Raw genomic sequence first — 13,019 nt, 5'->3', positions numbered from 1 at the left:
TATTGTTATGAGTAAAAGTTTGTTGTTGAATGAAGTAAAGTTTGCTTTAAGGACCATAGTTTATCAGATAAATCAACATAATAAGTATGAGGATTTTCAAATCTTAAAACTTCAGGCCAAAGTTTTTCAGTTTCTTTTTTAGCATAATCTCTTATTTCCATTACAGATGGAGAATTATAAACTAATGTTCCTTTATCAAAAATTTTAACCATTAAATCTTTAACATAGTAATTAGTTAATCTTTTCTTTTTCCATGTGTGAATAGGATGGAATATAGTTAAAGGTTCATTTTCGTTTATTATTTCATCATGTAACATTATTAAATCTGCTATTGCTGTATGTGTAGTTTTATCAAAAATTCTTATTGTTTTCTTAAAACCTGGATTTGTTATCTTTTCGTTATTTTCACTTATTTTTATTTTAGGAACTATTTTACCTTCTTTTTCTACAGCTACTAACTTATAAACACCACCAAATACAGGCTCTGATTTAGCTGTTATAAGTCTTTCACCAACACCAAAAGAATCAATACAAGCGCCTTGACTTAATACATCTCTAATAATATATTCATCTAAAGAATTTGAAACAACAATTTTACAATCCTTATATCCAGCTTTATCTAATATTTCTCTACACTTTTTAGTTAAATAAGTTATATCACCAGAATCTATTCTTATACCGACAGGTCTTTTTCCAAGTGGCTTTAAAATTTCATCAAATACTTTTATAGCATTTGGTATTCCGGATTTTAAAACATTGTATGTATCAACAAGTAAAAGACAATTGTCAGGATAAACTTCAGCCCAAGTTTTAAATGCTTCATATTCAGTATCAAATAATTGAATCCAACTATGAGCCATAGTACCAACTGCTGGTATATCAAAACGTTGATCTGCTATAGTACATGCAGTAGCATTACAACCACCAATCATAGCAGCTCTTGCTCCATATATTGCTCCATCATAACCTTGAGCACGTCTTGATCCAAATTCCATAACTGTTTTTCCATTTGCAGCTCTACAAATTCTATTAGCTTTAGTAGCTATAAGAGTTTGATGATTAACTGTTAATAAAATCATAGTTTCGATAAATTGTGCTTGAACAACAGGTCCCTTTACTGTAACAAGTGGTTGATTTGGGAATACTGGATTTCCTTCTGGAACAGCCCAAACATCACAAGTAAATTTGAAATTTTTAAGATATTCTAAAAAGCTATCTGAAAAAATATTTTTAGATTTCAGGTAAGCTATATCATCTTCTGTAAATTTTAGTGAACTAAGATATTCTATTAATTGCTTAACACCAGCCATTATACAATATCCACCACCATCTGGAACTCTTCTAAAGTACATATCAAAATAAGCTATTCTATCTTGAATCCCTTTTTCAAAGTAACCATTTCCCATAGTTAATTCATAAAAATCAACTAACATAGTTAGGTTTCTGTTATCTCTAACATCAAAAGTTGTTATACTATTCATAAGTCAACTCCTCTAAAAAAATACTTAAAACTATTGTACAACTTAAATAGAATTATTACAATATAGTTATTCCCTATAAGATGTGGCAATAATCAATAATAGAGGAGGGAATTTTTTTGAAATTAGATTCATTTCAAAATGAAGCTGTAAATGCTAAAGAAAGAAATATTTTAGTTGTTGCAGCTCCAGGTTCTGGAAAGACAACAGTTATAATAAATAGAATAGATTATTTAGTTAGAGAGCTTAATATATATAACAAGAATATAATAGTTATAACATTTACCAAAGCTGCTGCATTAAACATGAAAGATAGATATAAAAATAGATTCGATAGAGTTAATTCACCTTTTTTTGGAACATTTCATGGACTTTTTTATAAAATGCTAATTAGAGAAGGTTATGAAATAAATATAATAGAAGGGTATAAAGTAAATAAGCTAATAGAAAGTGTTTTAAAAAAGTATTTTGATGATATAAATGAAGATAAAATAAAAGAAGTAATAAATAATATATCTTTATTTAAAACATCTAGAGTAAATTTAAGTGAATTTAAACCATCATTAACAAAAGAAATATTTGAAGATTGTTTTAAATCTTATAGTGAATATAAAGAAAAAAATAATTTGTGGGATTTTGATGATTTAGCAATTAAAGTTATAAATCTTCTTGAAAAAGATAGTAGACTTAAGGAAGGTTATAAAAATTTATTTAAATATATATTGGTAGATGAATTTCAAGATTGTGATGAACTTCAAATACAATTTTTAAAGATGATGAATGAAGGAGAATATAATCATTTATTTGCAGTAGGAGATGAAGATCAATGTATATATTCATTTAGAGGTTCAAAGCCAGAGTATATGGTTATATATAATAAAATATTTAAAGATGCAAAAAAATATTATTTATCTAAAAATTATAGAAGTTCTAAAAATATAATAGATGGAGCTAAATGTATTATAGAAAAAAATATTCAAAGAAATAAAAAACATATTATAGCTAATAAAGATATTGATGGAATTATAAAGATAAATAAACCTTATGATGAACAAATTCAAGGAGAAAGTATAGTTGATGAAATAAAATCTTTAGTAAAAAATAAAGGCTATAATTATAAAGATAATATAATTTTATATAGAACCAATATGGAATCAATGACTTTTATTGATATATTTACTAGAAAGAAAATTCCATTTACTTTATTAGATAAAGAATATAATTTTTTTGAACATTTTATATGTAAGGATATTTTAAATTATTTAAATCTTTCAATAGATCCTAATAATAGGGAAATGTTTTTAAAAATAATAAATAAACCTTTTAGATATGTTAGTAAAAGTAGTTTAGATTATGTAAGAAATTTTAAGGAGTATAAAAATCCATTTGATATTTTGATAGAGAAAAAAGATACACCACCATTTCAAGCTAAAAAGTTAGATGAGTTAAAAAAAGATATAAATTATTTATCAAAATTGTCATTAAATAGTGCAATTCAATTTATAATAAGTGATTTAGGATATTTAGATTATTTAAAAGAGTATTGTAATAAGTTTAATCAAAATATAGATGATTTAGAAGAAATAATAGAAGAATTTAAAATTTCAGCTAATGGATTTAATACAATATTTGAGTTTTTTAGCCATATAGAAAATGTAAAAGAAGAAATAGAAAACTCAAAAAATAGAAAAGATGAAGATAGGGTAATATTAAGCACTATACATAGAGTTAAGGGAATGGAATTTAAAAATGTGTTTCTTGTAAATTGTAACGAAGATACAATTCCTCATGTATCAGCTGGAGAAGAAAATATAGAAGAAGAAAGAAGACTTTTTTATGTTGGAATAACAAGAGCTATAGATAATTTATATATATATTCTCCAAAGACTAAGGGAGGAAAATTTAAGGAGATTTCTAGGTTTATAGAAGAAACTGAATTTAAAAATGATGATGAAGTTCCAAGTGAATTTAAAAGAGGAGTAAATATATTTCATAATGGAAGAAAAGAGCATGGGGTTATAGATAGTATAGATGGTGATAAAATAAAAATATTATTTGAAGATGGTACTTCTAGAACTTTTTCTATAAAAGTATTGTTAGAAAGAAATTTAATCACAATAATAGGATGATAGTTATAAATTATAAAATATAACTTAAAAAAATGGTATAATTAACTCTAGGAGTTTTAAATAGTACCTTTAAAATAAGGAGGGATAAAATGATTAATTTTAAAGACGAAGCAAATAAGATAAAAGAAGAATTAATAAACATAAGAAGAGATATACATATGCACCCAGAGGTTGGATTTGAAGAAGTAAGAACTTCAAATTTAATAAAAGACTTTTTAAAAAGGGAAGGTATTGAATATATAAGTGTAGCTACTACAGGAGTATGTGGAATTATAAAGGGAACTAAAGAAGGTCCTGTAAAGACAATTGCATTAAGAGCTGATATGGATGCACTTCCAATACAAGATAAAAAGGTTTGTGAATATAGTTCAAAAATTCCAGGAAGAATGCATGCCTGTGGACATGATGCTCACACAACAATTCTTTTAGGGGCTGCAAAAATATTAAATGATAATAAACATTTATTCAGTGGAAATATAAAATTATTATTTGAGCCAGCAGAAGAGACTACAGGTGGAGCTAGTGTAATGATTAAAGAAGGAGTACTTGAAAATCCTAAAGTTTCAAGAGTTATAGGTCTTCATGTAGCAGAGGATGTTGAATGTGGAAAAATAAAAATAAAAAAAGGTGTAGTAAATGCTGCATCAAATCCATATAAAATAAAAATAACAGGAAGTGGTGGACATGGAGCATCACCAAGTGCAACTATAGATCCAATAGTTATTGGTGCAAATGTTGTATCAACACTTCAAACAATAGTTAGTAGAGAAATTTCAGCTGTTAATCCTGCTGTCGTTACAGTTGGAACTTTCCATGGAGGAACAGCTCAAAATATAATTCCAGAGTCAGTAGAAATATCAGGTATTATAAGAACTATGACTCCAGAAGATAGATATTTTGCATGTAAAAGAGTTTGTGAAATATCAGAAGGAATAGCTATGACTGGAAGAGGAAAGGCAGAAGTTACAATAGAAGAAAGCTATCCATGCCTTATAAATAATGACGAATGTGTAGATTTAGTAAAAAATGCTGCAATAAGCGTATTAGGCAATGAAAATGTATTAGAGCAAAAGTCGCCAAGCATGGGGGTAGAAAGCTTTGCATACTTTGCAATGGAAAGAGATTCAGCATTTTATTTTCTAGGAACAGCAAATATAGATAAGGGAACGGATAAATCAGCTCATAGTAGTTTGTTTGATATAGATGAAGATGCGATACCATTAGGAGTTGCTATTCAGTGTCAATCAGCCTTCGATTATTTGACAATGGAATAAATAAAGATTAATCTATAAAAATGAGAAAAAGATTTACTAAAGAACTTTAAATAGGAGTGATTATATAGTGAGAATAGAAATAGGAGCTAATGAAGCTGGCCAGAGGCTAGATAAATTCTTAAGAAAATTACTTAAGGATGTTCCGTTAAGTGCAATATTTAAAGCACTTAGAAAAGGTGACATAAGAGTAAATGGTAAGAAACAAAAGGAAAAATATACATTAGAAATAAATGATGTAGTTGAAGTTAGATATATACAAAGTAAAAAAATGACTGAGAGAGAAGATAACTTTATAAAAGTTGATGCAAGGTCATTAAAGATAGTTTATGAAGATGAAAATATGGTTGTAGTTGAAAAGTGGCCAGGAGTATTAGTTCACCCTGATACAAATAAAAAAATACCAACACTTACTGATTATGTTTTATCTTATTTAAATGAAAAAGGAGATTATCTTCCAGAAAAAGAAGTAACATTTACTCCAGCACCATGCAATAGACTTGATAGAAATACTTCAGGTGTTGTAGTTTTTGGTAAAAACTTTGAAGGATTAAGAGAGCTTAATGAGATAATTAGAGAAGGTAAAGTCAAAAAATACTATATGGCTTTAGTTAAGGGAAGAATAAAGGACGGACTTTATAAAGGTTACATATTAAAAAATGAAGAAAGCAACATATCAAAGGTTTATGATAATAAAGTAAGAGATTCAAAAGAAATATCAATGGAAGTTAAAACAATCCAGAGTGATGGATTATTTTCACTTTTAGAAATTGATTTAATAACAGGAAGAAGTCATCAAATAAGAGCGCATCTTTCACACATTGGTAATCCTATAATAGGGGATACTAAGTATGGAGATAAGAAATTAAATTCACATTTCTTAAATAAATATGGATTAAATTATCAGTTCTTATATGCATATAAATTAAACTTTAAAAATGTAGACGGAAAACTTGCTTATTTGAAAAATAAAATTATAGTAGAAGCTCTTCCACCTATATTTAAGAAAATTAAGCACGATGTATTTAAAATTAGATTATAGATAGGGGATTTAAAATGAGGGAAAAGTCATCATCTACTAAAGGATTTATGATACTATCTCTTGCTGGAATTATAGCTAAAGTTTTATCAGCATTTTATGTGCCACTTCTTACTAGAATTATAGGAACAAATGGAGTTGGGATATATTCTAGAAGTTATGAAGTGTTTATGTTTGTTTATGCACTTACAAGCATGGGATGTCAGCCAGCTGTAGCAAAGATAGTAGCTGAGATAAGAGCTTTAGGAAATGAGAAAGATGCTATAAAAGCACTTAAGGTATCTAGAAAAGTTTATGGGATAGTAGGATTAGTTCTGTCCATTTTAGTAATAATTATAGCAGGTCCACTTACTAATTTAATAAAGATTAGTAATGCAAAATTTGCAATAATGTTTTTAGCACCAAGTATAGTATTAACTGCTGTTTTATCTGCTTATAGAGGATATTTTCAAGGAAAAGATGAAATGTCAGGTATTGCTATTTCTCAAGTTTTAGAACAAATATTAAATGTTGTAGTAAGTTTATTATTTGCATTTCTTTTTATACATATAAGTGAACCAATGGGGGCTGCTGGAGGAACTATAGGTACTTCAGTTGGAGCTTTAATTGCAATATTTTATCTTATTTATGTTTATGATAAGAAAAAATTTGAAGAAGATATTCTTACAGAAAATTTACATGGAAAGAAAATTACAACTAAAACTATAGTAAGGAAATTGGTTAGATATGGATTACCAATAACTTTGAGTGCGGGAATACAAAACTTTGGTGGTTTAGTTGATATGGCAAATGTTAATTTAAGGCTTTTAAGTGCAGGCTTCACGGTAAATCAATCTGATACTTTATATGGATTATATTATCAGTATAAAACGCTTCTTGGTGTACCACTTATAATAGTAACAGCACTTACAACTATTATATTACCGGCTGTATCTAAAGCTTATGCATTAAGAGATAGAAAGCAAATAAAAAAAAGTACAAATTTTGCTTTCAGAATAACATTTGCAATAACAATACCTGCAGCGTTTGGACTTGCGATTTTAAGTGATGACATATACACAATATTATATGGAAGCTCTCAAGGAGCATATCTTATGAGGTTAGGTTCAATAATACTTATATTTATGGCTATTGCTCAAGTAGAAGGTGTTATACTTCAAGGTATTAGTAGATTTTATCCAATGATAGTTTCATTTACTATTGGAATTATATTTAAAATTTTAGCAAACTATATTTTCGTTGGAATAAAAGAAGTAAATATTATGGGTGTATTAATTGGTAACTTCTTATGTTATTTACTGCCAGTCATAATTAACCGTAGAATAATAGGAAAAGCTATAAGAACTAGGATATCTATGATTAGAAATTGTATAAAACCTATAATGGCATCAGTTTGTATGGCTATAGTAATATTTATATTAAAACAACCTATAGAAGTTTTAGGTAGCTTTATTGGAAATGGAAGAATAATTGTATTTATATATACTCTAATTTATACTATAATCTTAGTTGGAATTGGAGGATTTGTGTATTTTTATATAATGATTGTACTAGGTGGAATTAGAAAGCTAGATATAGAAGCTGTATCACCTAGAATATATAGAATTCTTCCAAGATTTATAAGAAAGAAAATAAGATAATTTAAAAAGGCTATGTATAATTAATAAAAATTTATTATACATAGCCTTTTATATTTGAAATTAAATTTTTATAATAGTATTTTAATACAATTATCTATAATTAATATTCTCCAAATTTAGAGTAATATATAAAAATTATAAATGTAATAGCTACAATAAATAATGTTTCAATTGAACTAAGTGGATGTAATACATTTTTTATAAATATGTTTAAAACTAAAAATGTTAATATTGATAGTAACACAAAAATAATTATATTTGTTATTGATAAATTTATATTAATTTCCTTTCTTACCTCATATAAGTTTATTGCTAGTGAAACAACTGATGTTATAAAAAGATTTAAGCTATAACCATAAACATTAATTTGAGGAATAGAAGTAAATATAAATAAACATATAAGTTCAAGTACTGCTATTATTAGAGAATTTCTAACTATTATTCCTTGTTTATTTAATCCATTTAAAATTCCAAACATAGTAGAGGACGTGAAAAATATTGGTGCTGATAATGATGCTATAAATATATAAGAACCAAGATCGTTCCTTCCATAAAATAAATTACCAAGTTCATAAGGAACAAGTGAGCAAATTACGGTAGTAGATAAACCTAATAAAAATGCTATTTTCATAACTTTTTTTATTCTTAATGAAGCTTCGTATGTGTTTCCTTTACTTAATGTTTGAGATAAGTCTGGAATAAGTAATGTATTAATAGAGCCTACTACAATAAGTGGTATACCTATTAAAGTAACTGCCATACCTGTATATTTTCCAATTAAAGCTAATGCTTCAGGGTAAGAAAAACCAGCTGCCATAAGTCTTCTTGGAACTAATAAAGTTGACATTGTAGCAAATATATTATTTAAAAAACCATTTAAGCATAATGGTATAGAAATAACTAATACATTAAAAAGAAGTTGTGCTCTTCCATCAGCTTTAAATCTAGGTTTTGGAAGCTTAGACACACATCTTCTATAATATATAAATAGTAAAATTAAACTTTGAAGTTCTCCAATAGCTAATGATACATAAGCTAATGTAACTAAAGTTGATAAGTTATTAGAAGCAAATGAATATACTAATAAAGTTATTGTAACAATCCTCATAGCTTTTTCAAAAATATCAACAATTGCTGGCACAATAATTTTAGAAACTCCTAAAAAATATCCTTTTAAAATATTACTTAAAGAAATAAAAACCATAGCAGGACAAGTTACCCTAATAGCATTTATTGTTCTAGGGTCATTTATACCATATTTACCTATGTAAGGAGCTAATAAAAATACTACTATTCCTATCAATAAAGACCATACAATATTAAATACAGCAACTGTATTTATAGTTTTAGTCAAGTTATTAGTTTGGGATTTTTCGTAGTAAACTGCAGAAACCTTAGAAAGAGCTGCTACTACTCCAGCAGTCATAAGACATATAAATAAATTGTATACTGGCATTATTATATTATAAAGACCAATTCCTTCTGCTCCTAATATTTTTGATAAATATATAGAGAAGGCAAATCCCAATAGACCTGTCGTTATATTTGATGTTGTTAATAAAAAAGAGTTCTTAAAAAAATTATCTTTCTCCAAAAGCAAATCCCCCTTTATATAAGCTAAATAATATTAAATATATGCACCTAACATATTAAATATTTTATTTAAAGTATTTAAATAATAGGAATATTATATGTGTTATATAAAATATAAATTTAATAAGGTAAAGAGGGGTGGGGGTTAATTGTGCTTAGGTTTTTAAAGTTCTTTATAAGTTCAGTAATTATAGTTACTTTAGCACTAGGGATATACAAGTATTCTAATAAGCATACTATGGATATTTTAATGGAAGATATAAAAATAGATTTATTTATTAAAGGCTTTGAAGAAGCTGTTGCTATTACAAATGGTGAAAAAAATGAATTATATATAGCTTATGATGATGAAATAGTAAAAGTGGATAATCAAAATAAAGTAAAAAGAGTAATTAAAGATTTTACTTTTAATATTGATGATTTAATTTATAAGGATGGGATAATATATATATTATCAAAAGAAAACTTAATTTCTATAGATAAAGAAGGAAATAAAAAGATACTTAAAAATAACCTTTTATATGAAGGTGAAAATATAGATAGGAATTTATTAATAAAAGAAGATAGTTTATTAATATCAATTGGAGCTGCTACAAATTCTGGAATAGCAGAAAAGAATGGAGTTAAAGATATATCACCTTTAAATTTACTTTTAAATGGTATAAATTATGGAAAAATAAAAACAGGAGCTTTTAAAAATTATGGTGAAGTTACAAAAAATAATGAAGTTATATTAGGAGAAGAAATAGGAAATGCATCTATAATAGAAGTTAATTTAAAAACATTATCAACAAAATTATTTGCATCTGGAATAAGAAACGTAGAAGCTTATCATATTAATAGTAAGGGTGAAATTTATGGTATAGTAGGTGGAATTGAAAACAAAGGTGAGAGACCTGTAATTAGAGATTCAGATTATATATATAATATTAAAAAGGGACTATGGTATGGGTGGCCAGATTTTAGTGGTGGAAATCCAATATCTTCACCGAGATTTACAGATTCAGAAAAAATAAGCGAATTAATAAAGGATCCACCTGAAAAACGTGGACAAACTCCTTATTATGAGTATAACGATATAAATTCATTAAAAGAATTGGCCATAGATAAAAATGGAGTAATACTTAATAAAGATGACATTATATTGTATGATAAAAAACAAAAAGTTTTATATGGATTAACTAAAAAAAATGGATTAAGAAAAATTATTAAATTAGATAATGAAAGTGATATTAATGATTTAATAATAGTTAATGATTCGTGCTTTTTATTAGATAGTAAAAATGGATATATTTATAGAATTTATAAAGGTAATTCAATTATAGATGGAAATATACCTAAAATTGTTATAGTAATGATTTTAATAACAATGATATTTATTTTAGGTTATTCAGTAATTAGATTCAAAAAGAATAATTTTTCAAATAAAAAGTAGTTAACAGTTTTGTTAACTACCTTTTATTTATATACAAAATTTTAATATTGTATGTTTACAATTAAATAAATATTTATATTTATTTTTATCTTTGATATAGAGTTAAATAAATGATAATATATAGATAAGTTATGGGTAGAGGGGGGTTTTTATGAAAAAAACTATAATTTTAAATCTTGAAGATATAAAAATTGAAGGGGATATTTTGGATGTATCTTGTGAAAACTCTGGTATAGTATGTAGCTTGTCTGTTGATGCAAAAGATGAAGTAGCATTAGATAGTGAATGTGATGATGTAAATGTTATAAAAAATAAAAAGTATGATGCATGTACATTTTTCTTTAATTTAAGTTCTCTATGGACATTAAATAAAAAAGAATCATTAATAAATGAAGTATCAGAATTATTAAAAGAACATGGAGAAATATATATATGGGATATAAATAAAAATGTAGGTGAGCTTGTAGATAGTAAGCTAAGAGTTTTATTACCAAATGGAAATATTGATGAATATAATATAAAAAACAATAATATTTTTTCTTCATCAAATTATGAAGAAACAAAAAGTATACTTGAAAAAACTTTTAAAATACAAGAAACTAAAGTTTGGGAGGATGTATACTTTATTAAGGGAGCAAAAATTTAAACTTTAGAGAGGAAGAATTTTATGAAAATATTACTTACAGCTATAAATTCAAAATTCATTCATAGTAATCTAGCTGTTAGATACTTAAAGGCATTTACTAAAGATATGGATGCAGAATGTAAAATAAGAGAATTTTCTATAAATGATAGAGAAGAGAGAGTATTAGAAGAAATTATAAAAGAAAAGCCAAATGTAGTATGTTTTTCAACATACATATGGAATGTTGAAATGGTAAAAAGGCTTTCAGACCTTATAAAACAAGTTGATTCTAATATAGAGATATTATATGGTGGACCAGAAGTATCATATGATAGTATGGTAATACTAGAAGAAATTTCTGGTGACTATATAATAGAAGGAGAAGGCGAAAAAACCTTTAGAGAATTTGTAGAATATAAGCTTGGTATAAAAGATATTGAATCAATAAGAGGTTTATTTTATAAAAAGAATGGAAAAGTTAATTTCAATGGTAGTAGACCACTTATGTCTATGGATGAATTAGTATTTCCTTATGAAGATGATGAAGATTTAAATAATAAAATTGTATATTATGAAGCATCAAGAGGATGTCCTTTTAATTGCAAATACTGTTTATCATCTACCATACATGGAGTAAGATTTCATAAAATTGATAGAGTTATAGAAGAACTAAATTATTTTATAGAGAAGAAAGTTAAATTAGTTAAATTTGTAGATAGAACATTTAATTGTAATCATAAATTTTCAATGGCTATATGGAAGTTTTTGATAGAGAGCAATACAGAAACTCAATTCCACTTTGAAATATCAGCAGATATTTTAAAAAATGAAGAAATTGAATTATTAAGGGAAGCACCAGAGGGAAGATTTCAATTTGAAGTTGGTGTACAAACAACAAATGATGAAGTTTTATCTAATATAAATAGATTTGTTAATTTTTCCGATATTAAAGAAAAGGTTGTAGAGTTACTTTCAATAAGAAACATTAAACAACATCTTGATCTTATTGCAGGACTTCCAGGAGAAGATTATGATTCATTTAGAAAATCATTTAATGATGTTCATTCAATACATCCAGAAGAAATACAATTAGGATTTTTAAAACTGTTAAAAGGATCTTCTATGAGAGAAGAAAGTGATAAGTATAATATGAAATATTCACCATATCCTCCGTACGAAATATTAAGTACAAACAAAATAAGTTATTTTGAACTTATAGATTTAAAGAAAGTTGAGCATATGGTTGATAAGTATTACAATAGCCAAAAATTCAATAATATATTAAATTATTTTTATCCTAAATTTAAAGAACCTTTTGAATTGTTTCATGAATTAGCTATGTTTTATGATAAAAAGGGTTACTTTAATAGAAGCATAGGAAGTAATGAATACTATAAGTTATTTTTAGATTTTAATGAAGAAGTATTAAAGGAAAATAATTTTATTTTAAGAGAAATAATAAGATACGATTATTTATTGCATAATAAGAGAAGAGGTATACCAGATTACATTAAAAGCAATATAACTAAAGAAGAAGAAAGAAAAATAAAGGATGAATTAAGAGAAGAATATTCATTTAGAGATTATAGTGTAGAAAAATTCTATATAGATATAATTAAATTTATAGAAGAGGATAAAATATTAGAGTCAGAAGTTTACGCACTTTTAGATAATGATAAAAATTTTATTATGTTAAACAATTAATTAATGTATAGTTAACAAAAAATGTAGAAAATGTATACATATTAAATTAGAGTTTATAAAATTAACATGTAATTAATATTTATATGGACAAATATCAATAAATTT

General features: G+C 25.8%; 9 protein-coding genes. 7 read left to right on the top strand and 2 right to left on the bottom strand.

Features of this window, described 5'->3' with window-relative positions:
• Nucleotides 1-5: 5 nt before the first annotated feature.
• The gene (locus AC4FQW_RS05655; protein WP_303130124.1) at nt 6-1,481 is read right to left on the bottom strand and encodes a nicotinate phosphoribosyltransferase; all 1,476 of its coding nucleotides are present in this window, start codon (nt 1,479-1,481) and stop codon (nt 6-8) included.
• A gap of 110 nt (nt 1,482-1,591) precedes the next feature.
• Between AC4FQW_RS05655 and AC4FQW_RS05650 the strand changes: the two genes are divergently transcribed.
• From AC4FQW_RS05650 to AC4FQW_RS05635, 4 genes are all read left to right on the top strand, one after another.
• Nucleotides 1,592-3,607 (top strand): ATP-dependent helicase, encoded by a 2,016-nt coding sequence (locus AC4FQW_RS05650; RefSeq protein WP_491148165.1) that lies wholly within the window; start codon nt 1,592-1,594, stop codon nt 3,605-3,607.
• 89 nt (nt 3,608-3,696) lie between these two features.
• Entirely contained in the window at nt 3,697-4,881 is a 1,185-nt protein-coding gene (locus AC4FQW_RS05645; RefSeq protein WP_491147763.1) for a M20 metallopeptidase family protein, read from the top strand.
• A gap of 67 nt (nt 4,882-4,948) precedes the next feature.
• Nucleotides 4,949-5,920, top strand: a complete 972-nt coding sequence (locus tag AC4FQW_RS05640) for an RluA family pseudouridine synthase (RefSeq protein ID WP_303130126.1) — start codon at nt 4,949-4,951, stop codon at nt 5,918-5,920.
• A 14-nt stretch (nt 5,921-5,934) separates the two neighbouring features.
• Entirely contained in the window at nt 5,935-7,557 is a 1,623-nt protein-coding gene (locus AC4FQW_RS05635) for a putative polysaccharide biosynthesis protein (protein ID WP_491147762.1), read from the top strand.
• Nucleotides 7,558-7,657: 100 nt separating this feature from the next.
• Here the strand turns inward: AC4FQW_RS05635 and spoVB are convergent, their stop codons facing one another.
• Complete coding sequence (gene spoVB / locus AC4FQW_RS05630) at nt 7,658-9,151, bottom strand: stage V sporulation protein B (protein ID WP_303130130.1); 1,494 nt, start codon at nt 9,149-9,151, stop codon at nt 7,658-7,660.
• Nucleotides 9,152-9,301: 150 nt separating this feature from the next.
• Here spoVB and AC4FQW_RS05625 point away from each other — a divergent pair, with 150 nt between their 5' ends.
• The 3 genes from AC4FQW_RS05625 to AC4FQW_RS05615 all read left to right on the top strand — a co-directional run bounded on the left by AC4FQW_RS05625 (nt 9,302) and on the right by AC4FQW_RS05615 (nt 12,914).
• Nucleotides 9,302-10,585: a PQQ-dependent sugar dehydrogenase family protein gene (locus tag AC4FQW_RS05625; protein WP_491147759.1), complete on the top strand. Its 1,284-nt coding sequence runs from the start codon at nt 9,302-9,304 to the stop codon at nt 10,583-10,585.
• Between the two features lie 151 nt (nt 10,586-10,736).
• Complete coding sequence (locus tag AC4FQW_RS05620; RefSeq protein ID WP_303130132.1) at nt 10,737-11,231, top strand: hypothetical protein; 495 nt, start codon at nt 10,737-10,739, stop codon at nt 11,229-11,231.
• A 21-nt stretch (nt 11,232-11,252) separates the two neighbouring features.
• Complete coding sequence (locus AC4FQW_RS05615; RefSeq protein ID WP_303130133.1) at nt 11,253-12,914, top strand: B12-binding domain-containing radical SAM protein; 1,662 nt, start codon at nt 11,253-11,255, stop codon at nt 12,912-12,914.
• Nucleotides 12,915-13,019: the final 105 nt, after the last annotated feature.

Source organism: Clostridium sp. TJA085 (assembly GCF_058310235.1).
The sequence above is the reverse complement of the archived record's forward strand: the minus strand, read 5'-3'. Positions and strand labels throughout refer to the sequence as shown.